Consider the following 22,417-nt stretch of genomic DNA (forward strand, 5'->3'; position numbering starts at 1 on the left):
CACGGCCCCGCCCGCCCCCCCCCCCCCCGCGGGCTGTGGCGGGGGGGGGCGCGTTTCATCTCCCCCACCACACAACCCCCCCCCCCCCCCCCCCCCCCACGACTCATCGAAGGAAGGAGGGACGATGTTCGGGTACGAAGACGAGCGCGCGTCTGACTCAGGCGTGTGGGACAAGCGGATGAAGAAGACCATGATTGGTGCCTTCGTCTTCTTCGCCGCCGGCCTTCTTTTCGCTTGGGGATTCGGGAAATTCAACGGAACCGCCGAGGAACGCCCCGCCGATGCCACCGCTCGCGAACAGGCCTATTGGAAACAAATCCAATTCTTGAACCCCAACTATCCCGATGACCTGCGCGATGAGGTTACCGAAATGGGCTGGCGGGCTTGTGGGAAACTCGAATCCGGCTGGACTCCGACCCAGGTTCTGTCCTTCCTCATGGAAGACAACAGCGCCCCTGATCCGCAAAAACTTCCCACTCCCGCAACGCAAGTCATGTTCTGGATGGGAGTAGAACAAAGCGCCGCGCTCGCGATTTGTCCTGATCAGGCGTCGAAGCTTGAGGGGTGGATGGAGAATCTGGAACCCAAAACCGTCACCGTTCCCGAGACCGCGTAGCCGGCGGGTCGAACCTCTTCGGCGTAATGACCGGAGGGAATGCAGCCGAAAGGGTGCGACCCAACGGCGTAGCGGTAATTCTGTTGGTCGGGCGAGGCTTTGGTCGTCGCGCGGGGGAGGGCTCTCGTAGCTACGAGGGGGCACCCTCCCCCATTTGTCGGACTCACTGCGTTCGCCGCCACAATAGGGTCCCTCCCCAGGCTGCTTCGAGCCCCTCCACCGCTGCTCCTTCCGTCGCTTCGCCCTGCTTGGGCGCTAAGGCTGTACCCGCGGAGCCCTGCTTGTGCAGTAGCCGCGGCGTAGCCGGCGGGTCAGACCTCTTTGGCGTAGTGACTGAAAGGAACGTAGCCAAAAGGGTCTGACCCCAACGGCGTAGTGGAACGGGGGCGCGGGCGGCAACGAGCGAAGCGAGTATGAGCCTCCGCGACAACGGCGAAGGCGTCAAAATCGCGAGAGCGATTTAGCCGGAGCGCCGGTAACGACGCTTGCGTCGTCAGGCGCGTCGGCATAGCGGAGGCTGGTAGAGTAGAGGCTATGACTGAAAATGCGAAGACGCGGGTGGCTGTCATTTTTGGGGGTCGTTCGGGGGAACATTCTATTTCTTGCGCGACCGCGGCCGGAGTCTTGGACCATATCGACCGCGAGCGTTTTGATCCAGTCCCCATCGGGATTACTAAAACCGGCGCCTGGGTTTTGATGCCCGACGAAACCGACACCTTGCGACTCCAAGACGGCCAAGGCGCCGAAGTCGAGGACAACGGCACTTTCGTCGCGTTGGTTCCGCAGAATCAACATCTTTTCTTTTGGGACACCCGTGAGGCCGGCTCGGCAATCAAGGATCTCGGCCGCATCGACGTCGTAATGCCCCTGTTGCACGGCCCTTACGGTGAAGACGGGACGGTGCAGGGCCTGTGCGAGATGGTAGGGGTGCCATACACCGGCTGCGGGGTGGCGGCTTCAGCAATCGGGATGGACAAAGGGTACGCGAAACTCGTCTTTGACCAGGGGGGAATTCCGGTCGGACGCTACCACGTCATCACCGATTTTGCTTGGCGCCACCGCGCTGCGTCAGTCCCCGAAGAAGTGCGTTCCTTTGGTCTTCCCGTTTTCGTCAAACCTGCCCGCGCCGGTTCCTCACTGGGAGTCACCAGGGTGACTTCCTGGGATGATTTCGAGGCCGCAGTATCCGCAGCGCGGCGACACGACCCGAAAGTCATTGTGGAGGCCTCGGTTGAGGGCGCCCGCGAAGTTGAATGCGCCGTGTTGGAAGGACCGCGAGGCTCCGCGCCGAGAACCGCAGCCCCCGGGGAAGTCGTCATGGTGAAAACCCCAGGGTTATATGACTTTGAGAGTAAATACTTTGCTGACAACGCAGTTCGACTCCAGATTCCGGCCGAAATCCCCCCCGAGGTTTCCGAGCGGATTCAAGGATATGCCCGCCGAGCCTTCGAGCTGATGGGCGGGGAGGGTCTCGCCCGCGTCGATTTCTTCTTCGTCGAGGACAGCGGGGAGATTATTCTGAACGAGGTCAACACGATGCCGGGGATGACGCCGTTTTCGCTGTTCCCGGGCATGTGGGAGAATGCCGGATTGTCCTACCGCGATTTAGTCACCGAGTTGATTGAACTCGCCCTCGCCCACCCGCAAGGGTTGCGTTAAAGGCATAGACTATAGAAGTACTGAAAGGACAAAGATGTCAGATAACAAGGTCATTTTGGTGATGAGCTCCGACACCCCGAAGGGGCTCGCCGGAGACGAGGATTTGTGCGATGCGCTGCGCGGTCACGGGATTGAGCCGGTGCTTCGGAACTGGGACGATCCGAGTGCGGACTGGTCTGAAGGCCGTTTCGCGGTCTTGCGGTCGGCGCCAAACTATGCGCATTGCCGCGATGAATTCCTCAGATGGGCCAGGAGTGTTCCGAAACTTGTAAATCCGCCAGACATTCTCGAATGGAACACGGACAAGCACTACCTGCGGGAACTTGAGAAACTCGGGATGCCGATTATTCCTACAACCTGGCTGGAACCAAACTCGGGGCTGACTAAACACCAGGTCCACACCCGCTTTCCGGCTTACGGGGATTTCGTCGTCAAGCCGACTGTCTCCAGCGGCGGGCGCGGGGTGGGGCGCTACACTTCCACTTCGGCGACTTCTCGGATGGAAGCGATTGACCACGCGATGACGCTCCTCTCGGAAGGATCCGGCGTCATGATTCAGCGCTACATGGAGGAAATCGAGACCCACGGCGAGGTGTCCATCGTCTATTACAACGGCGTGATTTCCCACACGGTGCAAAAAACCCCGATGCTTCACAGCGCCAGCGATGATCCGGAGCCGGAAGAAATCGTGACCGCCCGCTATTCAACCCAGGAAGAATGGGGTTGGGGTGAACAGGTGCGCCGCTATATCCACGACTACATCAAGTTGACTTCCCAGCACGACACCCAGGTTCTCTACGACCGTATTGATCTCGTGGCGGACGGCAAGGGATCCTACTATGTCATGGAAATCGGGCTGGTTGAAGGCAACCTCTACCTTGATTCTTCCCGCGAGGCCGTAGACCACTTTGCTGACGCCATCATCCAGCGGTTTTACTGGTAGTTTTCCGGTTTCAACTCCAGTTGGCCCATTTTCACGGCGATTTCTCCGCGGCGAGCCCCGAGTTCGGTGATGACATCTCGGACGTAGCTTCCGACTGTGTTTTCTGCCAAACCGGTTGCGCGAGAGATTTCCCGATTCGTCATTGACTGCGCGAGGCAGTCAGCAACTTTCCGCAGACGAGGCGGCAACTCCGCTAGGCGGCGGGCGAATTCGGGGTCAACCGGTTCGGGTTCTCCTCGTAGGTAGTAGTCGCGCAGCATATCCAGCGGGCGGTCATCCAGCACGGTTTTTCCCTGGTAGGCGCGGTGAATTAGTTCGGCGATTTCCCCTGATGGCGTGTCTTTGGTCAAAAATCCTTTCGCTCCGGCACCAAGGGCCTGACGCAAGGTTTCGGGGCGCTCAAAAGCGGTCAGCATGAGCACCACCGCTTCGGGGCGCTGTTCCAAGAGTCGCTGTAGCGTGGCGATACCATCCAGCACCGGCATCCCGATGTCCAGCAGCGCCACATCCCACTCAATCCGCGCCGCCAGTTCCAGCAGCGCAGTCCCGCTATTGGCCGTTCCCGCCAGGTCGAGGCTCGACTGTCGACGCAGGAGGATGCTTTCCTGTTCCAGATAGAGGGGGTCGTCATCGGCGAAAATCACCCGCAACACCGAATCTTCATTGTTCGTCATCCAAACCCTCCCCCTCGATGGGCAGCTCTGCGTGGACAATCCACCACCCGTTCGCTGACCAGGCTTCGAGGCTGCCCCCGGAATCCTCCAAGCGCTTGCGCAGTTGCAACAGGCCTTTCCCGGAACTCATCACCGCGTCTTGGACCTCTTCAGAGACCCGGTTTTTCATCATGAATTCCACTAGGTTTTCGCTTTGAGAAATGCTTAGGGTCACCGGCGCGCTGGGGGAGGCATATTTGATAGCGTTGGTGGTGGTTTCGCGCAAAATGGGGATGAGTTGATCCTGAAGGTAATCCGGCAGTTCTTTCAATTCTTCCTCGCTTGAATCCAGTTCGAGACTGAGCCCCGCTCCGGCGGTGACGCTGGCGGCTCTTTCCAGCTCTTTTTCGAGGTTCGGCCGGATTGTTTCTCGATCCTGCCTGGTGTCAAGAAGTTGGATAATCTCGCGCAGCTCACTAAGCGCCCTTCGGGTCTCCAGGCGCAACAGTTCCGTCTTGGGACGCGCGAGCGAATCGGTGGGAATTTCGCCGGAAATTACTTCAGCAGTGGACGCGACAATGGAGAGCGTTCCCGCCACCGAGTCATGCAGTTGCACCGATAAACCATCACGAAAAGCCTGGGTCTCCTGGACGGTCTTGAGCTTTTCTTCCCAAAGCTGGTTCAAAGCCGCGTCGCGTTCATCAACGTATCTTCTGAGCATATAGCCAGCAGTGAAACCGGCAAGAAGCAGTATGGACGTAAGAATGCCCGTGGCTGGATACTTCGGCGCGCCTAGGAAGAAGCTGACTGACAGGAGGGCTATTCCGATTGCCGCGTCAAGGTAATATCTTCGCCACCCCCATAGAAACACGACCGCCATGCACATGTATCCCAGCATTCCCACGAAGGAGCCCGGGAAGGCCACGAAACCGGCATCAGCCAGGAGATAGATCCAGCCACCTAGTCGGGGCCAAAACAGGAATAATATCGATGAAATACTGAGAACGGTGGCGGCAATGAGGCTCGTTGGGTGAGGCGGATTTTGGAATAAAAAGAGGTCAACGCCAAGGGCGAGGGCTATAAGTAACAGCATCCCGAGACGATAGCCCCAGGCCGTCTTCACTGGCTCTAACGACTCAAAGTATTTCATGAAAACTTTCTAGTTCCGCCGAAAATCGCATCATATCAGAGATTACTCTCGCTGGTCGGTCCTGGCAATACCCCGATTTCGGGGTATTCACACGCTTGATGTTCGCTGTTACTCTGAAAAAGGCTCTCAAAACAGCGTGAGCCAAATCTATTGCCGAATCAAGTGAAGATACATGTGCTATCTGCCCCGAAAGCCGGAGAGGAGGGAAAACCATGGATGTTCAGGTTGAAGTCGCTGAAGATGTAGAAGCTGCCACCTGGTGGATCATCTTCTAAATGCAAAAAATTGTCCAGTCGTATGGAGCCCTGTCGATTCAGGGCTCCATACGGCAGCGACAGTTACCGATGGAGTATAAGGAATGAAATACAAACGTCCAATAATCAAAAAGACGCAACCGGTTTACAGAATCACCCCATCCACCTTTCGCATCGGTGCTCAGCTCGGGACTACCGCGGAATTCACTGATCGAAGAGGAGAGATGTGGAACCTAATCCAAAATCTAGATGGAAGAGATGTAGATGAGGTTGTAGCATCCGTAAGGACTAGATTCCCGTGGCTGAGCAGGGATGATATTCTGGATGGGCTGCGGATGCTAGACAAGTATGGTTTTCTAGATGATGCAGCATCAGAAAGCGCGGTGCCATCGAGATACCTGCCGAACGTGCGTTATTTTTCAGGTTTTCCTGGAACTTCTACAGCTGAAGCAACAAAGATGCAAGATAAGCTACTGTCAAGTAAGATTCTGATACTGGGGCTTGGTGGCGGAGGTGTAAATGTTGCAACTCTCCTTGCAGGAGTAGGAGTGGGAAACCTAACCATTTTGGATTCAGATGTTGTGGAAGAAAGTAATCTGGGTAGACAACTATTGTATCGAGAGATGGATATAGGGAAGGCTAAAGCAGAAGTTGCTGCTAGTCGTCTTCGGGAGCTAAACAGTCTAACAAAAATTACTTCAATAGTAGCTAGAATAGATAGTTCTCAAGATGTTCTGGAGTACATATCGGACAATGATGTGGTTATATGTGCTTTGGATGAGCCTCCGTTTATGGCGCAGCGTAGGGTAAATAAGGCTATTGTAGATGAGCATGTGCCATGTGTATTTGGAGCTAATCAGCTTACTCACGGTCGCGTGTTTACAGTAGTCCCCGGAGAAACGGGCTGTTTTGATTGTTTGAACCTGTATTATTCTAGAAATGATCCAAAATTTGTTAATCAATTTCGTGGTTTTCAGCAGTCAAATTATCAGCCTGAAACGGTAGCTTATGTTCCCACGATGTGGATAATAACTGCCGTTATGGCGGATGAGGCGGTGCGTCTAATTACAGATTATATAAAACCCAAGACCTTAGGCTTACAATATGAAATAGTGTATCCAGATTACACTTCTTTTGCCCATAAAGCTTGGCCTAGATATGACGATTGTCCTACATGTGGTAAAGGAAATTATGACGAGTGGCCGATATTTCAAGAATATCCAGGCTATCTTTAAGGTACGGAGTTGATAATGGGACAGTACCGAATGTTGAGATCTGGTGATATTTTAGAAGTGAGACCTGGAGAATCTCCTCGGGTCTTGCGTGGTGTTGGAATGGTGATAACCGGTAACTTATTGGGTTGTGTTCATCCTTACGGAAAAAGTGGCTCTGAAGCTTGTAGACGGATTGTTGAAAGAGTTGTCGCATCTGTTCTTGGAATACTTCTTGTTTGTAGTCTAGGGGTGTTAGTGAGTTATTTAATTGTCCATAGTTTCACTTTTGGATTCGAATGGTTCATTGACGATGTACCTATTTTTTATCAGATTATCTTCGTGGCATTCATAGCTATTGTGACGTCAATTTTGCATGAACTAGGTCACATTATTTTTGGAAAATCATTTGGTGTTTCTGGTAGTGTTCTATGGTCTACGTTCCGTACGAACCTAAATCATATCTGGGTGTGGTCTATTCCAGCACGATTTGCAGCTATTTGCAGCGGACTTATTATTGATGTGTCATGTGCCGCTTTTCTTATAGTAATTTTACCGGATTCGAGTCAATGGTTGTCTAGTGCCGTATCTACAATCATATTCCGAATTGTTTGGGAATTTAATCTTACAAGAAAGACTGACCTCAGGTGGTATTTATGCCTATTATTCGATAATCCTCTATTAATGATTAATATCGAGAAAGGGAAATATGGTTTGTTGGTTCGGTCGCTCGGGATTGCTTACGACATTGCATTAGTTATTTTATGGCCGGTATTATTCGTCCTCTCTCTAATTGGGGTGATGATATAATGAACAATCGAAATGATTCTTCAGACGTATTACTCTTTGTTCAGGACTTAAGTAAAAAATATCGAGGCTCCTCAACCTATGCAATTGAGAATGTCTCATTCAATGTAAATCGCGGTGAACTTACCGCAATTACCGGTCCGAACGGTGCCGGAAAATCAACGATATTAGGAATTATTTCTTCAGCAGTTAAGGCAACTTCGGGTGAAATTCGCTACAACGGTTCGTCACTTCTCAAGTCTCCCAAGGTTGCCCGTCGCATAACCGCTTCTATGCCACAATGGTACGCTCCAATAAGAGGCGTCAATGTGTTTGAAGCTCTTACCACCGCAGCAATAATTCGTGGTGTGCCTAAAGCTGAAGCAAAAAAGAGAGCCGTGGATTATTTGGAACAAGTCGGTATAGGTGAATATGCAAATACTAGCAGCGAAAAACTTTCAGGGGGTCTACAGCGCCTCGTGTCCTTCGGGATGACCGCGTTGCAGCCTACGGAACTGTACCTTTTTGATGAACCGACGAACGACATTGATGCCACGCGAAGGCTTAAAATTTGGCAACTAATGAAGCAACTGGCTAATCAAGGACGGGCTGTTATTGTAGTAACGCATGACATGCGCCACACCACACAGTATGTGGATCGGTTCATGGTTCTCGAGTCAGGTGAACTAGCGCTTGACGTGACTCCCGATGTTCTCACAAGCCTAGTTTCCAGATTGGTTGTTAGATTCCCTAATTTTGCCTTGCCAAAAACCTTAGACGAAAACATTAACCAGTGGCAACGAAAAGATGCAGATAATAGCCTCTATTACCTTGTGCCTAAAACTCAATTTTCACAAGTTTCTGAGCTCTATCAGGAAGCGCTAGTATCCTACCCAGATTTAGACTTGGAAGTCAGCTCTGTTACTTTCGACCTTATCTACTGCGATTTGCTCCAACACTGTGAGGGAGGCGCGCTATGAATTCCCTCATTCTTCGCAGCCGTCAGTTTGCTGGTACATTTATGTGGAGTTTCCTGCGTCATCGTTACCTTTTACCCATTCTTACCGTGGTGCAAGCTTTTTTTGCCTTAGCTATTGTATATGGTGCAACTCTTTTAATGGGAGAACTAGATTGGACGGGAACTGAAATAGTTTGCGTTGGAACCATAGAGCTGAGTATCATAGCTATTGCTATAGCTATCGCACCCCAGATTTTAGCCCAAAGCCGAACTGAACGATTTCTTGATTATCAAAAAAATCTGCCTGTTTCTAGATCTGTTCTACTATTTTCGGATTTTTTGATCTGGATCTTAGTAACACTGCCGGGAACTCTTGTTGTAGTCATAGCATGTTGGCTACATTTCGGGTTATTTCCTGTGGCCTCCTGGCAATTGATAGCAATTTTATTGATAACCATTATCACTTATCTCGCTTTGGGGTACACGATTGCGCTATGGCTACCAGAAGCTGGGACTCAGGTTGCCAGTCAAATTGTCATGATTACTACTTTGCTGTTCGCCCCGATTCTCTACCCGGCATCTCGATTGCCGGGGTGGTTGAACATCATCCATGATTACCTGCCCTTTGTTCCTGCTCATAAGTTGTTGCGGCACTTCGCCTTCGCGCAACCTTTGCCTGATTTTAACAGAATGCTGGCCACATTACTGTTCTGGCTCTGCGTGGCCTTCACCCTTTGTTTAGTTGGATTATCTAGAAGAAAGTAAAGCAATGCTGAAAACGCAAAACTTAGTCAAGTCGGTGGACGGCAAAATGCTAGTTGACGATATTAGTTTCTCCGCTGAGCCAGGAGAGATTGTGGCGATTATTGGACCTAATGGAGCGGGGAAGTCCACGTTACTGAAAATGCTGTCCACTCTCATCTGGCCGACTTCCGGCAGCTTTAGTTTCCAAAACCGCCAAGTTGACGCGAAATCGGCGGACTGGTACCTCACCCGTTTGGGAACGAATCTGTCCTTGCCGAAGGGAGAGTATGCGCGCAGTTGCCTCAATCTATTGGAATTTCGGTTGGCCTACGGCGGGGTTAGTCACGTTGATCCGAGAGCGATCCTGCAGGCAGTAGGATTACCTGAGAAAGCACACGAGCCCTTGTCAAAACTCTCTACCGGAATGCGCTCCCGACTGGCTTTAGGTCTTGCACTTGCCAATCAACCGAATCTGCTACTCCTGGATGAGCCCACCTCCGGCATTGATGCTTCAGGTGTTGATGGATTTGTTGAGATTATCCAGTCTCGTGCAGCAGGCGGAACGACAATTATTCTTGTGAGCCACGATTATCCTCTCGTGTCCGCCTTGGCAAATCGGATTTTTTACATGAAACAAGGAGTGTTTATGGACTCCTGTAATAAGCCCAGTGAATGTGGCGCATTCTTGAATAAGTATTCCGCTTTGTTCAACTCGCGGGAGGAAAAATGAAACACTACGAATGGCATCTTTTGAACAAAAAACCATATTTGATATTAGCCCTGGTATCCGCGACCCTACCGCTGGCGTTCTCTTTTTTCTTTAGACTCCTGGGTGTAGATGCGCCGACCGCATTAGGGCCATTTCCGCTGACGCTGAGCATTTCTATACCAGCCGCGATTACCCTATTTATCGCCACTATATATGTGAGCTGGATGGTGTCGCACGGTGTTGTTTACGATTATCTCCCAGACAAGCGAAACTTCCTGTTTAGTCTCCCCGGTGGTCGGACAAAAGTATTCCGAACTAAGTTGCATTTGCACTCGGCACTGGGAGCGGGCGCAGTATCTATAGGATTTTGGGTATCTGAATCCATTTATTGCGCTGTCTCGGGAATCTCTTTACTCACGCCGCTACTCTACGCGGTAGTTTTGGCCATTTCCGTATTTAGTATGGCAATAATCAGCGCTTGCGTTGGCGTTCTCTTCGGATCCACGCGGGCAACGGTTTTGAACGGTATTATTTGGGCTTGCTTGGTTCCAAATACCCTGGCAAATAGCGGTCCGGTATGGGTGTCTCTAATTGCTGGCAGTGGCATGGCTCTTCTCTGTCTGGCTGTGGCGGCAACACTAGCCACGATAGCCAGGCGAAGAATACGCACCATCGACTGTTTCTAAGCCGCGAAACAAGCCCGAAACGCTGCGGAGCTGTTTAGCTTCCTCTTAAAATCCCCGCCGAGCCTGGGTTGATGGCGTGAATTATTAAATGCCAGCGGCGCTCGGGCTCTTTCCAAACGCGACGCGCGAAATTAGCAGGCGCGAAGGTGCGCGAAGAAGAACCCGAAGCAGCCTGGGGAGGGGGCCCTATTGTGGCGGGGAGCGAAGCGACTCCGACACAATGGGGGAGGGTGCTCCCTCGTAGCTGCGAGGGGCTTCTCGCGCACCGAGCGCCGAACCCAAAGGAAACGGCGCGGACTCAAACGAGCCCGCGCCGCCAGACAGATGAAATTACTTCACATCGCCATCAACCCAGTCGAAGGTGCGGGTGACCGCCTTCTTCCACAGGCGCAACTGCCGATCCCTCTCGGCCCCGTCCATTGCGGGAGCCCAGCGCTTGTCTTCCTGCCAGTTATTGATGACATCCTGAGTTCCACTCCAGAAGCCAACCGCGATGCCTGCCGCATAAGCCGCGCCGAGAGCCGTGGTTTCAGCCACAACCGGCAACACGACCGGCACGCCCAAGACATCGGACTGGAACTGCATGAGGAGGTTATTCGCCGTCATGCCGCCGTCAACCCGAAGTTGTTCGAGTTTCACGCCCGAGTCGGCTTCCATCGCGTCCAGGACCTCGCGGGTCTGGAAAGCGGTGGCCTCCAATGCCGCGCGCGCAATGTGGGCCTTCGTGTTGTAACGCGTCATCCCGACAATCGCCCCGCGGGCATCGCCCTTCCAGTAGGGCGCAAACAACCCGGAGAAGGCCGGCACGAAGTAGACCCCGCCGTTGTCCTCGACGGAAGCGGCCAAAGCCTCAACATCCGGGGAGGAATCGATAATCTTCAGGTTATCGCGCAACCATTGAATCAAAGAGCCGGTTACAGCAATCGAGCCCTCGAGAGCGTAAACGGTCGGTTGATCCCCGATCTTGTAACAAACGGTCGTAATCATGCCGTTAGTGGAGGGCTGAGGCTCGGTGCCGGTGTTCATCAACATGAAGCAGCCCGTCCCGTAGGTGTTCTTCGCCATGCCCGGCTCGAAGCAGGCCTGACCGAAGGTCGCGGCTTGCTGGTCGCCGAGATCCCCCGCGACCGGCACTCCGGCGAGGAGCCCGTCTTGGCGGCACTCCCCGTAGACCTCTGCCGAAGATCGAATCTCGGGAAGCATCGACATCGGAATCCCCGCAGCTGCGCAAATATCTTCCCGCCAAGACAGAGTCTTCAAATCCATCAGCATCGTGCGAGACGCATTGGTGACATCAGTAATGTGCAGACCGCCGTTCACTCCGCCGGTCAGGTTCCAAATCACCCAGGTGTCGGGGTTGCCAAACAGCAAATCACCTGCCTCGGCGCGTTCCCGTACGCCCGGCACGTTTTCCAAGATCCACATGAGTTTCGTGATTGAGGCGTAGGTCGACAGGGTCTCGCCCACCATCGGGCGCCACCGATCCGGTCCGCCCTCGGCGGCGAGGCGATCCACTAGATCTTGGGAACGGGTGTCTTGCCACACAATCGCGTTATAGACCGGTTCACCGGTGTTTTTATCCCACACGATGGTGGTTTCACGCTGGTTGGTGACCCCGACGGCAGCGATGTCGTGGTGGTTGACTTCTTCGCCGGTTTTTTGGGTGGCTCCGGCAAGCGCGCGGGCGATCACCTCGCGGACATTACTCCAGATTTCGGCGGCATTGTGTTCGACCCAGCCGGGGTGGGGGAAGATTTGTTCGTGTTCCATCTGGCCGACAGAAACGACGCGGCCGGAGTGGTCAAAGACGATGGCTCTTGATGAAGTCGTTCCCTGGTCAATAGCGAGAACGTATTTCTTGTCTGACATTTAGGTTCCTTTCAAGGATTTGGGTTTAGGGAGGGGAAACCCCGTGAGAGATAAATAATGCTGGAAAAGTATCGGGGGCGTGCCTCGGGTTTCGGATGAAACGCTAAAGCACGCCCCCATCGTTTCACATGCCTGCGGAGAGGACGGGGCCAATCGGACCGCAGACGAGACCGGCGAGAACACCGCCGACGGTCGGGCCAACGACCGGAACCCAGGAGTAGCCCCAGTCCGAGCCGCCCTTGCCCTTAATCGGCAAGATGGCGTGAGCAATACGCGGGCCGAGGTCACGAGCTGGGTTGATGGCATAGCCGGTCGGACCGCCGAGGCTCATGCCAATGGCGACGATGACGAAAGCCACCGCGAGCGGGCCGAGGCCGCTGGGGGTGTAGCCGGAGAGCAAAACCCAAGCGACGAGGGTGAAGGTGGCGATAGTCTCGGTGACGAGGTTCCAGCCGTAGGAGCGAATTTCTGGCGCGGTAGCGAAAGTCCCGAGGACTTCCGCCTGGTTTTCGTGGGCATCGTAGTGTTGCTTGAAGGCGAGCCAGGCAATGACGGCGCCGACAATAGCGCCTGCGAACTGGGCGACAATGTAGATGAGAGTGGTCTCGACGGTGACGGGAATTCCCGGCATAAACTCGGTCTTACCAGCGGCAACCATACCGAGGGTCACGGCGGGATTCAAGTGACCGCCGGTGCGGAAGGCTACGTAAACGCCAATGAAGACAGCGAGACCCCATCCAAAGGAGATGAGGATCCAGCCGGAGCCTTTGCCTTTGGATTTAGTCAAGAGATTGACGGCAACGACGCCGACACCGAAGATAATCAGGAACATTGTTCCTAAAAATTCTGAAAGAAAAATAGTTCCCAAGGGCACCATGTGCTAAACCTTTCTAGTAGTGGGATATTGGGGTTTTGCCGCGATTACCTCGCGGCCGGTTGTGAGAGTGAACATAAATTCTTGCTGGTTTTGCGTCAAGCCCTCCCGTCTTTGGGCAGGCCCAACGCCTGACAAACTAACTCTACCGGGTGGATTACCTCCGCACCGGTACCTTTGCGAATTTGCCAGCGGCAAGTTTCGGTTTCGCAAGCGGCCAGCGTCGGGTTAACCGCTTTGACCTTCTCAAACAGCGGTTTTCCGATGGCTTGAGCCACCGCGAATTTCTCTTTCTTTAGTCCATATGTTCCGCCAATTCCGCAACAGGCCTCCCCGGACTCCACGACTTTCACTCCGGGGATGGCCTCCATGACGCGGATGGCGGGTTTGCCGATGCCTTGGGATTTCACCTGGCAGGGCTGGTGATAGAGGATCTCTAGGTTCATCGGGCGGAGATCCTCGATCGGGAAATCCCCCTCGTCGAGGAGCTCGGCTAAGAACTCGGAGGTTTCCACCATCCGCGAGCCCACATCGCGAAGCGCCGCGGACTCCACCCCCATAATTTCGTGAGCCTCGTGGCGCAGCATTCCCGCACAAGATCCGGAGGAAGACACAATCGTGAGGTCGCGCCCCGCGCGCCGCAGCTCCGTACTAAGCCGCAAAACCATCTTGGTGGCTTCATCGAAAAGCCCGTTGGATTGACTCGCCAGCCCACAGCAGCCCTGTTTAGGAACCACCACGTCAAAACCGAGGTATTCCAAGACTTCCACGGTGGCAATTGAGGTCGCAACCTCAAAGTATCCTCCGGCGCAGCCGTGGAAAAACACGACCGGACCGCGTTTCGGGGCGCCCTTGGCTCGGTAAGGGGACTTCCCGGAAGCGAGTTCCTTCTCGTGGTGTTTCCACCAGGACATAAAGGTGCGTTTCTGGGCTTTCGGGGTGGGAGCCTCGGCGTGAACCCCGACGACGGCCTCGGCGAGTTTACGGACCGGCTTGATGCCCATGGCCGCGTTGGCCAGCGGCGCCATCGGGGTCAAAAGCTTCCCCTCCAACTCGGTTTGGGTAATCAAGCGATCGCGCAAGGGCATCTTGCCAGGTTGGGCCTTCATCACCGCCCGAGCCTGGGCATTTATCTCGGCAATCTTGACCCCTTGGGGACAGACCGTGGTGCAAATCGAACAGCCAGAACAGTAATCCAGCGAGTGATCGACTGACTGACCGTGGCGGAAACGCTCGGCTTGGGGACCGACAAACTTCGGTCCGGAAAACTTTTCGGTTACGCGCAAGACCGGGCAGTTCTGTTCACAGATGGTGCATTTCACGCATTCATCAAGGGAAAATCGCGCGAGGGAGTCACGGGCGAAATCCAGGGGAGATTTCTTGCGGGCCAGCGTGGAATCCCCGGGTTTGGGTGGTTTGGCACGCAATGCGCTCCGGTCTCGGGTCGTCGTCTCTTGGGACTCTCGGGTCGGCAAAGTGGCCTTTGTTGAACTCATATCTTTTCCCCTTTCAACGCCGCAATGGCTTTCACGGCCGCGACCGCGGAACCGAGCGCGATGCCTTCGCCGGACAGTTCCAGCCAAGGATGCGCTCCGCCGAGCATCTCCCCGAGGCAAAACACGTTCGTGAAAACGGGGTTTCCCGCGGCGTCGAGCGGGCGCATTGCCGAGTCGACGGCGATTCCAGTAGAGAGCGTCCGTTCCAGTTCTGTGCGTTGCTCAAAATCAATCTCGTGGAGCGCCGCGGTTGAGCCGCGGCTGGTGAAAGCGGTTCCCGGGCGCAGCGGCAAATCGAAGATGGTTTCGTGAAAGGCGAGATGCGAGTCGCGCGCGAGGTTTCCAGAAGCGAAACCGCCCGCGGCATCGATTACCGCATCCACCTTGACCCGATCAGTCCCGCCCGCTCTCGCGACCACCAGCTCCCTGACCTCGTCATTTACCATCGGCGACGGGCCATTTTGGTAAATATTTTCCACTTTGGCCCGTCCCCGACGGTAAGGCCTTACCGAACAGTTGAGGCGGATATCGATTCGCGCTTCGCGGCAAGCCTCGATGAGCGCGTTATAGGTGCGCTGGCCAAAAATCGAGGCCGGAATCGTCGGAACTTCCGCGATCGGAGCCTGGACGCGAGTCGCGAAATCGAGGAAAGTTTCGGCCTGGAGCCCCATAATCGCCGGGATCAAGACGACTTCTCCAGGCTTCACGGCGCGATTGATGAGTTCCGCAAACTGCTTTCGAAGTGTCGCGCCCGCAGTCGCGCCAGTAGCCTTTGCCGCTCCCGCAGACCCTCCCGCGGTCGCGCTCGTCAACCCATCAAAGTGACGGGCATAATCGGTCGCAAGCGTATCCGCCTCGCGAGCCCGTCCCGGAAGATCCAAGACCACAGCGCGAGCCTCGACCTTCACGACGTCCGAGCGGTTGAGATTCGCGGCAATCAAAGGCGCGGGGAAGTCCTTAAACTGCCTCAGGCCCACAACGAGGTATTTCCCGCCCTCCGTGAGGATTCCGGCCGCGGCATTCTTCGGCACTCCCAGAGTCGGGCGCGCCACCCCGAGGGGGCTCGGGAGAAGCCGGTTTTCGCCGTGTATCTCGAAAAGGCCGGTTTTCTCCGCGAGCCAGTTCACCCCTTCGCGCGCGTTGTCCGCTCCGATGACCTGGTAGGGGTGGGTATTCGGGAGTTCGGTGAAACTCGCGAAGGGGTCGTCGCTCGCGAGGTCTTTCGCGTTGTTTCCGCTCAAAGCACGGTAACCGAGCACATCGAGGGTTCCGTTGGACAGCGGCAAGCCGCCGATCCCGTGGGTAAAAATGGTGACATTGTGACACGCTTCACGAAGCATCAGCGCCGCGGAGAGCCCCGAAAGTCCGGCTCCAATAACCGCAATCCTCATCTCTGGGCTCCTTCCTTGTCCGCGAGCTCGCCGAGTGTGGCCGGGTCACGGTCCACCCCGTGGTTGAGAGCCATGTCGCCGGTGGCCTGGCAAGAAGCGGGACTCGGCGCGGGAAGCCGGTCGAGGCTAAGCGTCCCCTGAACCCATTCACCCAGCGCGATTTCCTTGAGCTCCTGGCCGTAAAGCAGCGGCAAAATCCCGTGCATCCGGTTCGACACAAACAGTCGGAGCATGAGCGAGGCTGCATCGGCGCTTGCCGAATCCGCGCTTGCTGAATCCCCGCTTGATGAACCCGCGCCAACTGCAGCATCCCCCGCGCGCGCGTTGCGGAACTCATAGACCAACGCGGCCGTGCGCGCCGCACAGAACGTCCCCTGACACGGTCCCATCCCAATCCGGAGCTGTCGGCGCAGGTCATCGAGGTTCGCCTCGGGATGTTCCTCGAGATGCTCTAGCACCATCCGCCGGTTTACCAACTCGCATTCACAAATAATCGGCTCCTCGTGGCGATCCGCCTCCCGGTCAGCCAACCGGTGATTGAGCTGGTAGAAACGCTTTTCGCGTCCCGAGGGGACCGGTTCCTCGGCTGTCCGACAGGGGCGATGTTCCCCGAGTTGGTGGCACATATCGTTTACCACGTTTTGCGCCATGAGCCGATAGGTTGTCACCTTCCCGCCCACAATCGTCACGAAACCGCGCAAACCGTCGCGTTGGAGGTGGTCAATAATCGCCATTCCGCGAGACATGTGGCGCGTGTCGGAGGCTTGGACGCGTTTATCTTTCAGCAAGGGGCGCGCCCCGGCCCAAACGTGTAGCGCGCGTGCCTGGCGAATGCTGGGAACCAGTTCTTCCCCAGCGGAAAGCATCTGCTGAACTTCCTCGGGATAGATACGGAGAAAATCGGGGTTTTTCGCGGCCTGGTCGGTCGTCCCGATGACGCAAATCGGGTGGGCCGGAACAAGAATATCGCCGTCTCCGGGAACTGCGAGCCGATTGATGACGTGGTGGACCAAGCGCTGATTGAAGCCAATCATGATGCCCCGCCCCGGGACGACCTCTACGTCGTGACAGCCCGCGAGTTCTGCGACCTGACCGGCCCAAGGCCCGCAGGCGTTGATGACGAAACGGCAGTCAATCACGACTTCTTCGCCGGTTTTTTCGTTCGTGGCCTTGACCGCGCGAACCTCATCGCCGGAAACTTCAATCCCGCGAACCCAATGGTAGGGGAGTACTTTCGCCCCGTATTGCTTGGCGGATTCGAGAACGCCCCAAGCAAGCTGCCAGCCGTCAATTGTGGCATCGTGGACGCGGTAGACGCGCTTGATGCCGCGGTTCAAGTTCGGTTCCTCCCGAAAAGCCTGGGTGAGGGGGACTTCTTCGCATTCCACTCCGAGGCGACGGGCGGCAGGGAAAAATTTATCGGCGAAATCATCGGGGTCGATAGCAGTCTGGACGAAAAAGCCGTGGGTGTCCTCAATGGCATCGGCGTTAATGCGCCGCAACACCGCGTTCTCATCCGCGCACTGGGTGGCGGATTCCGGGTCGGAGATGACGTAGCGACCGCCGCTGTGGAGCAGTCCGTGGTAGCGGGCGGAAGTGCCCTGGGAGATATCGGCGCGCTCTAAGAGAATGGTGTCGAATCCGCGCATGGCCACGTCGCGAACCACTCCGACTCCGGTGGCGCCTCCGCCGATAACGACGACTTCAGTTTTCAGTCTTTGCAATGTTTTCCCCTCCTTTGGGGATTGGCTTACTGAATATGCGGTAGTAGTTGGGTCAGATTTTCGTCTGAATCAAGACGGCTTCACTGCCGTTTTGACGGTATTGAATTTAGCTAATGAGGCGGGGGCCGGGGGAGGTTTTCAGTGGGCGGCGCCGAAGTTAGACATGTGTGCAACTTATTTCAGATACAATGAAATAAATTGCACTCTCTGGGAGGTGGGCCTTGGAAGACCGCGCAGAACTAGCCTATCGAGCAGCGATGATGCACTACGTCCAGGATGAGACTATGGAGTCGATTGCGCGGAAACTCAAGGTTTCTAGATCCACGGTCTCGCGCCTGATTGGGGTGGCGCGCGCGGAGGGGTATGTACAGTTCGCTTTGAATCCTCCCAGTGGGGCGACCCCGGGATTGCGCGCCGAGCTCGCGGAGCGCTTCGGGATCGAGGTCTGGGTAGTTCCGGTGCCGCCGCGGGTGCGGGGGCGCCAGCGGCTTAACTTGGTCGCGGAAGTGGCGGGCTCAGTCATCTCCGGGGCGGTGTTTCCCGAGGCCATCATCGGAATCGCCTGGGGGAATACTTTGTCTGCCATCGCGGAGCACCTCGTCCCGAAACCGGTTCTCGGCGCGAGGGTTGTCCAACTCAATGGCGCCGGAAACCTGATTTCCTCCGGAATCGTCTATGCCAGCACGATTATGGAGGCTTTCGGGGAGGCCTACCACGCTGAGGTCCAGCATTTCCCCGTGCCGGCCTTCTTCGACTATCCCGACACGAAGGTGGCTCTGTGGCGAGAGCGGTCGGTGAAACTCGTGCTTGACTTGCAAAAAGAGGTGGATGTGGCCATTTTTGGGGTCGGGACTCTGGAAGGCGAACAGCTTTCGATGGTTTATTCCGGGGGGTATCTGTCGCTTCTAGAAATGGAGGAGCTCAAAGGTCTCGGCGTGGTCGGCGACGTTTGCACAGTGCTGCTGCGGGCGGATGGAACCTGGGAGGACTTGGAGATAAACCAGCGGGCATCAGGGCCGACACCACGGGATTTGACGCGGATTCCGCGGCGGATCTGCGTCGTTTCCGGAGTGGAAAAGGCCGTGCCGTTGTTGGCGGCGCTGCGAGCCGGGGTGGCGACGGATCTCGTGGTGGACGAGGAATGCGCGGCGAGATTGTTGAAACTCAGTTAGGGACCGGCCCCCTTGTTGAACCTTATTGCACCGGCGAACTGGGTTCGGAACCGATAATCCGGTAGACCGTGGGCGAATATTCGATGTCATCAACAGCATCGATGCGAGAGAAAACATCCTTCCAGAGGCGGGTTTCCACCGCGCTGACGCGCTTGACGGGGGCGAGGAACCGCAAGGTGAGATCCACTCCGGAGCCGTGGACGCGCATGGTGACCGCGGGATCAATCGTGGAATCGAAGAGGTCGGCCTGTTCCTCGAGTTTCTCGCGATCCGTGTCCTCGGCCTGGGCAATGAGCATGTCGAGTTGGATTTTTGCGGCATCAAGGAGGATATTCTCGGCCTTGACGAGATTAGAGGCATGAGTCACCGGCAGGGTGAGATCTGACCAAACATAGGGAAAATCCGCGGATTCATTTGAAAAAACCTTCTCGAAAACAAACGAGTTCGGGATGTGGACGAACTTTCCGGTGGGTGTTTGGGTTCCCAGCCAGCCTTTGACCTCGGAAACCGAGAATGTCAACAAACCGATGTGGGTAACCTCACCGCGGATTCCATCGATTTCGATGCGGTCACCAATGTCGAAGGGCTTGCGGTACAGGATTTGGAAGTAGGCAAAAAGGTTCACCACCAGGGTCTGCATGGCAAAGACGAAAACGAGGATGCCCAGCAAGACGAGAAGAATCAGCGAATCGAGCGCCTTGAACCAGATGAGAACCACAATCACGATGGCGGCAAGGGTCACCAGGCCGGTGACGATTTCAGTCAGGCGGCTCACCATGCGCTCTTTGGAGGTAAAACGCCTAATGACGAATTTTGCTAGGCGGCGAACGAGGAAGGCGAGAGCCAGGGCGAGGAAAGTGAGCCCGAGTTTGGCGGTCAAGTTGCCGCCGGTGTTGAGAGCTTTCAGGATATAGTCCACGATGTCGTCCAGCATGGGTTAAGCCTAGCCGCTGAGGGGGATTGGGGATAAACTCTGGACAGATTCGGGGTTTCGGGTTACACTTGAATACTTGCTAGGTTTTGCGAAGCCGGTGAGGGTCAGACCTCTCTGGCGTAACGAAGTGGAGCCAGAAGGGTCTGACCCAAACGGCGTAGCAAACCAGCAACACAACAGAATAGGGGATGATCGGTTTCGACGGTCGGTAATGTCCTGAGAGAAGCGGGTCGAGGATGTGTCCTCATCTCGTAAACGACGGATACGAACCAATAAGTGCTGAACGTAACAGTACTGAATCCTTCACCTTGGCTGCTTAACCCAAGGGAACTGATTCCGTCAGCCCGCGGTCGCTTCAGCCGCGGTTCCTGGCGTCGCTTATGAAGCCACTGGGGTCGCCAGGGTTACTTTGGTTGGCCCGAGATTTTAGGTAACTTTGGCAAGTCGCTGCCCTGTTTGCGGGACGCGCCTTGCCGAGATTTCAAAGCAAACTGCACCCGGAGAAGTACCAGGTTTTCCCGATCGGACCGGGGTTCAATTCCCCGCATCTCCACCAGAGTAGGAAGCGTTGAACTCTATTTCGTGAGGAATGAGTTGGCGCTTGTATATAGGTTCGTGGATGGCTATTGACCACGGATGATAGTGCCTTGGATGGTTAACCGTCCAAGGCATTTTTTGTGTTCAGTGCCCTTTATGGATGCGTTGGAAAGAATATGCGAGAGCACTTGATGGTAAGTGTTCTCGCATTTTTCTTTAGTCTGTGATGGCCTCCACGACGTCGTGGAGGCACTCGGATAGCAGGTGGCATCGGATGGTGACGTCCATGGATTCGAAGTCCTGATTCAGGAACCAGCGGCCTATGGTCGCGTCGTCTGTTCCGAGTTCGCCGCACGCCTCTTCCAGCAGGTCGATGTTGTCGGTGACGTAATCGCGGGCAGTGTTCCTGTTGAATGTGTAGGAGCCTGAGGCGTTGCCCGTGACGGAATCTTCTATGAACAGGTCGTCGTAGAGTGTTGATTCGAGTTCGTCTTTGTCTGTGTCCTCGCCTATCTCCACGTTGCCCTCGATGTAGTCGCGGATGTCTTCTTTCATTGCTTGTCGGTAATAGTACATGTCTGTCCCTCCCTGACGGTTGTTGGCGCGTATGCTCCCGTGAGGCGCGAGCCTCTTTTGGCTGGGTGAGGCGTGAAGGCACGGGATTGTCAGGCGGATTAGTGAGGGGATGTGGGGCGGGACGGCTAACGCCGTCCGCGCCAAGGTAGGCCGCCTCCGGCGGCTGTTCTGGATTGGTCGACAGAGAAGAGGGAGGGGGATGGGTTAGGTGCGTGAACCCGTCTTCTTCTGTCGATGAGTGAAAGATGCATCGAGCGAAGCGAGATGCCGGAGGCGAAAGGGGTGCGAAAAGCTTGTGAAAACGTGTTTTTGGAACACTTTTGACCCCGTGGAACACTTTTGGGAGTAACAAAGTTTTACTAGACACGTTTTTATCTAATGTACAATTTATTAAACCGTTTATGAGGGTTTTATATACCTACGCGAGTGCAGGAAGAAAAAATACTTATATATGAGGCTTTAGTAGTATCTGAATATTGGATTTAGTTTGAGTAAAAAGTTTTATCTTTCAAAAGTGTTCCAGTCGGATGCCAAAAACGGTGTTCGCTCCGTCGTAGTGCGGGCTTACGCGGTTTTTGCCGTTGAAGGGCAAATTTAAGAAAATGACGTTTTGTCTCGTTTATAAGCTTTTTTGTGGAACACTTTTGCTCTTTCAAAAGTGTTCCATTGCTTCAAAAGTGTTCCAAACGTGTTTTGAGTGGAACATTTCCATGTTTTGAAAGTGTTCCATTTTCGACCCCCTCCCCTCCTCCTGTCTCCTGCTTGGAACAGGCAGGCGCGAAGCGAGTGCGGGTCGGAAAATTTTTTGTCATTTTCTGCTCGTATATGAGTGTAATAGGCTTCTGACCTGGGGTTATGCGAATATTTTCCTTGCGTTGGTGATGTATTTGGTGTATTATCAGTGCATAAAGAAAAGGCTCAGCACCCGTCCCGTCTTTGATGCGGGGTTACTACCGGGCATAAGGGCCGAGCGCAAGACCATATAGGTCGAGCGTCACAGGTAAAATAACGACGAACGAAGCTCCCTGTGGAAACCGAGATAGACAAGGCATTTTTATGTCCTGTTTGCTCTTGGTTTCCGCAGGGAGCCTTTTTGGGGTAAAGGACAAATTGTGTGTTTTTTATCCGGGTTTTTTGTTGTTGTAGAGCCTTAAAGTCGGGTTGAAAGTTGGTTTGGCTGAACTTTGGGGTCGGTCAAATTGTGTGTCTGTTTTCCCGGGTTTTGCTTGTGTTGGCGGGGGAAAGTTGGGTTGAAAGTTGGCTGGTTCATGCTGAGGGCATGAACATGATGAAATGCCCGGAGTGTGGTACTCCTTTGAAACGTAATGGAAAGACTTCTTCCGGTTCTCAGCGTTGGCGTTGCAAAGAGTGCGGCGGGTCTAAGGTCTGCAAGATTGATAACTCTGCTAAAGAACTCAACCATTTCCTGGGATGGCTGCTCTCACCCCAGCGACAGAAAAACATGCCAGGGAAAG

General features: G+C 54.8%; 20 protein-coding genes and 1 other RNA gene. 12 read left to right on the plus strand and 9 right to left on the minus strand.

Features of this window, described 5'->3' with window-relative positions; all coding sequences use genetic code 11:
• Positions 1–124 precede the first annotated feature (124 nt).
• The 3 genes from FYJ63_RS10555 (at position 125) to FYJ63_RS10565 (ending at position 3,218) form a co-directional block, all read left to right on the plus strand.
• Entirely contained in the window at positions 125–616 is a 492-nt protein-coding gene (locus FYJ63_RS10555) for a DUF732 domain-containing protein (protein ID WP_154546519.1), read from the plus strand.
• A gap of 534 nt (positions 617–1,150) precedes the next feature.
• Positions 1,151–2,275, plus strand: coding sequence for a D-alanine--D-alanine ligase family protein (locus FYJ63_RS10560; RefSeq protein WP_154546521.1), 1,125 nt, complete (start codon positions 1,151–1,153; stop codon positions 2,273–2,275).
• Between the two features lie 34 nt (positions 2,276–2,309).
• Positions 2,310–3,218, plus strand: coding sequence for an ATP-grasp domain-containing protein (locus FYJ63_RS10565; protein ID WP_154546523.1), 909 nt, complete (start codon positions 2,310–2,312; stop codon positions 3,216–3,218).
• Here the strand turns inward: FYJ63_RS10565 and FYJ63_RS10570 are convergent.
• Positions 3,209–3,892, minus strand: coding sequence for a response regulator transcription factor (locus tag FYJ63_RS10570; protein ID WP_154546525.1), 684 nt, complete (start codon positions 3,890–3,892; stop codon positions 3,209–3,211). The two genes, FYJ63_RS10565 and FYJ63_RS10570, sit on opposite strands and share 10 nt — an antisense overlap.
• Positions 3,879–5,021 (minus strand): sensor histidine kinase, encoded by a 1,143-nt coding sequence (locus FYJ63_RS10575; protein WP_154546527.1) that lies wholly within the window; start codon positions 5,019–5,021, stop codon positions 3,879–3,881. The genes FYJ63_RS10570 and FYJ63_RS10575 overlap by 14 nt, the downstream gene beginning before the upstream one ends.
• Positions 5,022–5,499: 478 nt before the next feature.
• Here FYJ63_RS10575 and FYJ63_RS10580 point away from each other — a divergent pair, with 478 nt between their 5' ends.
• From FYJ63_RS10580 to FYJ63_RS10605, 6 genes are read left to right on the plus strand one after another with little or no spacing between them, the layout of a single operon-like run.
• On the plus strand, positions 5,500–6,510 hold the full coding sequence (locus FYJ63_RS10580; RefSeq protein WP_229770154.1) for a ThiF family adenylyltransferase: 1,011 nt from the start codon (positions 5,500–5,502) through the stop codon (positions 6,508–6,510).
• Between the two features lie 15 nt (positions 6,511–6,525).
• Positions 6,526–7,296: a hypothetical protein gene (locus tag FYJ63_RS10585; protein WP_154546531.1), complete on the plus strand. Its 771-nt coding sequence runs from the start codon at positions 6,526–6,528 to the stop codon at positions 7,294–7,296.
• On the plus strand, positions 7,296–8,252 hold the full coding sequence (locus FYJ63_RS10590) for an ABC transporter ATP-binding protein (RefSeq protein WP_195839385.1): 957 nt from the start codon (positions 7,296–7,298) through the stop codon (positions 8,250–8,252). Before FYJ63_RS10585 ends, FYJ63_RS10590 begins: the two co-directional genes overlap by 1 nt.
• Complete coding sequence (locus tag FYJ63_RS10595) at positions 8,249–8,995, plus strand: ABC transporter permease (protein WP_154546535.1); 747 nt, start codon at positions 8,249–8,251, stop codon at positions 8,993–8,995. Before FYJ63_RS10590 ends, FYJ63_RS10595 begins: the two co-directional genes overlap by 4 nt.
• A gap of 4 nt (positions 8,996–8,999) precedes the next feature.
• Entirely contained in the window at positions 9,000–9,704 is a 705-nt protein-coding gene (locus FYJ63_RS10600) for an ATP-binding cassette domain-containing protein (RefSeq protein ID WP_154546537.1), read from the plus strand.
• On the plus strand, positions 9,701–10,369 hold the full coding sequence (locus FYJ63_RS10605) for a hypothetical protein (RefSeq protein ID WP_154546539.1): 669 nt from the start codon (positions 9,701–9,703) through the stop codon (positions 10,367–10,369). Before FYJ63_RS10600 ends, FYJ63_RS10605 begins: the two co-directional genes overlap by 4 nt.
• A 330-nt stretch (positions 10,370–10,699) precedes the next feature.
• On the opposite strand, the gene glpK is transcribed toward FYJ63_RS10605, so the two are convergent.
• The 5 genes from glpK to glpA form a co-directional block, all read right to left on the minus strand.
• Positions 10,700–12,238: a glycerol kinase GlpK gene (gene glpK, locus FYJ63_RS10610; RefSeq protein ID WP_154546541.1), complete on the minus strand. Its 1,539-nt coding sequence runs from the start codon at positions 12,236–12,238 to the stop codon at positions 10,700–10,702.
• 124 nt (positions 12,239–12,362) lie between these two features.
• Positions 12,363–13,115, minus strand: coding sequence for an MIP/aquaporin family protein (locus FYJ63_RS10615; protein ID WP_154546543.1), 753 nt, complete (start codon positions 13,113–13,115; stop codon positions 12,363–12,365).
• A 95-nt stretch (positions 13,116–13,210) separates the two neighbouring features.
• Positions 13,211–14,608 carry an anaerobic glycerol-3-phosphate dehydrogenase subunit C gene (locus FYJ63_RS10620; RefSeq protein ID WP_154546545.1) on the minus strand — a complete coding sequence of 466 codons (1,398 nt, stop codon included), beginning with the start codon at positions 14,606–14,608 and terminating at the stop codon, positions 13,211–13,213.
• Positions 14,605–15,999, minus strand: a complete 1,395-nt coding sequence (gene glpB, locus FYJ63_RS10625; protein WP_154546547.1) for a glycerol-3-phosphate dehydrogenase subunit GlpB — start codon at positions 15,997–15,999, stop codon at positions 14,605–14,607. Before glpB ends, FYJ63_RS10620 begins: the two co-directional genes overlap by 4 nt.
• A complete protein-coding gene (gene glpA, locus FYJ63_RS10630) occupies positions 15,996–17,723 on the minus strand; it encodes an anaerobic glycerol-3-phosphate dehydrogenase subunit GlpA (RefSeq protein ID WP_154546549.1) in 1,728 nt (575 codons plus the stop codon). Before glpA ends, glpB begins: the two co-directional genes overlap by 4 nt.
• A gap of 221 nt (positions 17,724–17,944) precedes the next feature.
• Between glpA and FYJ63_RS10635 the strand changes: the two genes are divergently transcribed.
• Positions 17,945–18,895, plus strand: coding sequence for a sugar-binding transcriptional regulator (locus FYJ63_RS10635; protein ID WP_154546551.1), 951 nt, complete (start codon positions 17,945–17,947; stop codon positions 18,893–18,895).
• 22 nt (positions 18,896–18,917) lie between these two features.
• Here FYJ63_RS10635 and FYJ63_RS10640 read toward each other — a convergent pair whose 3' ends face one another.
• Entirely contained in the window at positions 18,918–19,829 is a 912-nt protein-coding gene (locus tag FYJ63_RS10640) for a mechanosensitive ion channel family protein (RefSeq protein ID WP_154546553.1), read from the minus strand.
• A gap of 184 nt (positions 19,830–20,013) precedes the next feature.
• Here FYJ63_RS10640 and ssrA point away from each other — a divergent pair.
• Positions 20,014–20,385, plus strand: a transfer-messenger RNA (tmRNA) gene (gene ssrA / locus FYJ63_RS10645).
• Between the two features lie 197 nt (positions 20,386–20,582).
• Here the strand turns inward: ssrA and FYJ63_RS10650 are convergent.
• On the minus strand, positions 20,583–20,921 hold the full coding sequence (locus FYJ63_RS10650; RefSeq protein ID WP_154546555.1) for a hypothetical protein: 339 nt from the start codon (positions 20,919–20,921) through the stop codon (positions 20,583–20,585).
• Between the two features lie 1,300 nt (positions 20,922–22,221).
• Here FYJ63_RS10650 and FYJ63_RS11295 point away from each other — a divergent pair.
• On the plus strand, positions 22,222–22,417 hold a 196-nt coding region (locus FYJ63_RS11295; protein WP_420846027.1), incomplete at its 3' end, for a transposase-like zinc-binding domain-containing protein.

Origin of the sequence: Mobiluncus porci (assembly GCF_009695935.1) — a bacterium.
Lineage (GTDB): Bacteria > Actinomycetota > Actinomycetes > Actinomycetales > Actinomycetaceae > Mobiluncus > Mobiluncus porci.

What these genes read in the sequence shown, in the direction of transcription:
- FYJ63_RS10555 (WP_154546519.1), top strand. Translation starts at nt 125, where the DNA reads ATGTTCGGGTACGAAGACGAGCGCGCGTCTGACTCAGGCGTGTGGGAC.
- FYJ63_RS10560 (WP_154546521.1), top strand. Translation starts at nt 1,151, where the DNA reads ATGACTGAAAATGCGAAGACGCGGGTGGCTGTCATTTTTGGGGGTCGT.
- FYJ63_RS10565 (WP_154546523.1), top strand. Translation starts at nt 2,310, where the DNA reads ATGTCAGATAACAAGGTCATTTTGGTGATGAGCTCCGACACCCCGAAG.
- FYJ63_RS10570 (WP_154546525.1), bottom strand. Translation starts at nt 3,892, where the DNA reads ATGACGAACAATGAAGATTCGGTGTTGCGGGTGATTTTCGCCGATGAC.
- FYJ63_RS10575 (WP_154546527.1), bottom strand. Translation starts at nt 5,021, where the DNA reads ATGAAATACTTTGAGTCGTTAGAGCCAGTGAAGACGGCCTGGGGCTAT.
- FYJ63_RS10580 (WP_229770154.1), top strand. Translation starts at nt 5,500, where the DNA reads ATGTGGAACCTAATCCAAAATCTAGATGGAAGAGATGTAGATGAGGTT.
- FYJ63_RS10585 (WP_154546531.1), top strand. Translation starts at nt 6,526, where the DNA reads ATGGGACAGTACCGAATGTTGAGATCTGGTGATATTTTAGAAGTGAGA.
- FYJ63_RS10590 (WP_195839385.1), top strand. Translation starts at nt 7,296, where the DNA reads ATGAACAATCGAAATGATTCTTCAGACGTATTACTCTTTGTTCAGGAC.
- FYJ63_RS10595 (WP_154546535.1), top strand. Translation starts at nt 8,249, where the DNA reads ATGAATTCCCTCATTCTTCGCAGCCGTCAGTTTGCTGGTACATTTATG.
- FYJ63_RS10600 (WP_154546537.1), top strand. Translation starts at nt 9,000, where the DNA reads ATGCTGAAAACGCAAAACTTAGTCAAGTCGGTGGACGGCAAAATGCTA.
- FYJ63_RS10605 (WP_154546539.1), top strand. Translation starts at nt 9,701, where the DNA reads ATGAAACACTACGAATGGCATCTTTTGAACAAAAAACCATATTTGATA.
- glpK (WP_154546541.1), bottom strand. Translation starts at nt 12,238, where the DNA reads ATGTCAGACAAGAAATACGTTCTCGCTATTGACCAGGGAACGACTTCA.
- FYJ63_RS10615 (WP_154546543.1), bottom strand. Translation starts at nt 13,115, where the DNA reads ATGGTGCCCTTGGGAACTATTTTTCTTTCAGAATTTTTAGGAACAATG.
- FYJ63_RS10620 (WP_154546545.1), bottom strand. Translation starts at nt 14,608, where the DNA reads ATGAGTTCAACAAAGGCCACTTTGCCGACCCGAGAGTCCCAAGAGACG.
- glpB (WP_154546547.1), bottom strand. Translation starts at nt 15,999, where the DNA reads ATGAGGATTGCGGTTATTGGAGCCGGACTTTCGGGGCTCTCCGCGGCG.
- FYJ63_RS10640 (WP_154546553.1), bottom strand. Translation starts at nt 19,829, where the DNA reads ATGCTGGACGACATCGTGGACTATATCCTGAAAGCTCTCAACACCGGC.
- FYJ63_RS10650 (WP_154546555.1), bottom strand. Translation starts at nt 20,921, where the DNA reads ATGAAAGAAGACATCCGCGACTACATCGAGGGCAACGTGGAGATAGGC.